Raw genomic sequence first — 985 nt, 5'->3', positions numbered from 1 at the left:
CAGGCGGGGGCGGGTTGGGCGGTGTCGCGGGCGTGTTGTTCGTGCTGGGTGAGGACGAGCAGGGCGCGGACGAGGGTGGTGGCGTGGCGTGGTGTCATGCGGAGTTTGTCGAGGATGCGCCAGGTTTTGAGGGCGGCGAAGCCGCCCTCAACCGCGCAGCGCATCGCGTTGAACGCGGAGTTGGCGGTTTTCTGGGCGTGGGTGAGCGGCCGGTTCGTTTCGGCTTTGTACGGGGTGAGCACGACCTGTTCGCACGGCCCGTCGCACTGGTCGCAGCGGCGGGTGTCGCGGATGTCTTTGTGCCAGCCCTGGTAGCCCTTGTCGGCGGCGGGGGTCAGGCCGCGGGCGTGGAGGCGGTCGCGCAGCCGGTGGCGGCGGGCGGCGGTGATGTCGGCGGTCTTGCCCGGCAGCACGGCCGAGACCCAGACCAGCCGTCCGTGTTCGTCGGTGAGGCCTTGGACGTTGAGGCCGTGGTGTTTGTGCTTGCCGCTGTAGTTGCGGCGATTGTCTTCGCCGGTGCGGCGGCGGGTGCGGATGAGGGTGCCGTCGGCCAGCACCACCACCGCGCCGCGGGCGGCCAGCCGCCGCAGCACCCGGTCCAGCCGCGGCGCCCGGGCGGCGAGCAGGTCGATGACCTCCAGCAGCCAGCGGCGGATCGTGGCGGCCGACACCGCGTTGGCGCGGGACAGGTCCAGCAGTCGCTGGTCGTGGCGCAGCATCGCCAGCACCAGCACCGCCTGCTCGGCCGGGGACGCCTTGCGCCAGCGGGACCCGATCGCGCGGCGACGGCGGGCGATCAACCCGGCCAGCATCGCGATCGTGGGCGGCGAGACCGGCAGCGCACTGCGGTACGAGGCCAGAACCTGCTGTGAGACAGTGGGAGCGGAGCCCCCGGACGTTTTTTCTTGAGTCACGACTTGATCAATATCCGGGGGCTCCGCTACGTTCCCGGCCACCGGCAGGCAGCCCGCGAATCCGTTGCCGC

At 71.6% G+C, this 985-nt stretch carries 1 protein-coding gene; it reads right to left on the bottom strand.

Translation table 11 applies throughout. The annotated features are described in order from the left end of the window. Positions 1-914: transposase family protein (locus ABD156_RS47765; protein WP_344288931.1), on the bottom strand; the 914-nt coding region annotated here is incomplete at its 3' end. Between the last annotated feature and the right edge of the window lie 71 nt (positions 915-985).

Source organism: Amycolatopsis albidoflavus (assembly GCF_039525725.1).
Lineage (GTDB): Bacteria > Actinomycetota > Actinomycetes > Mycobacteriales > Pseudonocardiaceae > Amycolatopsis > Amycolatopsis albidoflava.
The sequence above is the reverse complement of the archived record's forward strand: the minus strand, read 5'-3'. Positions and strand labels throughout refer to the sequence as shown.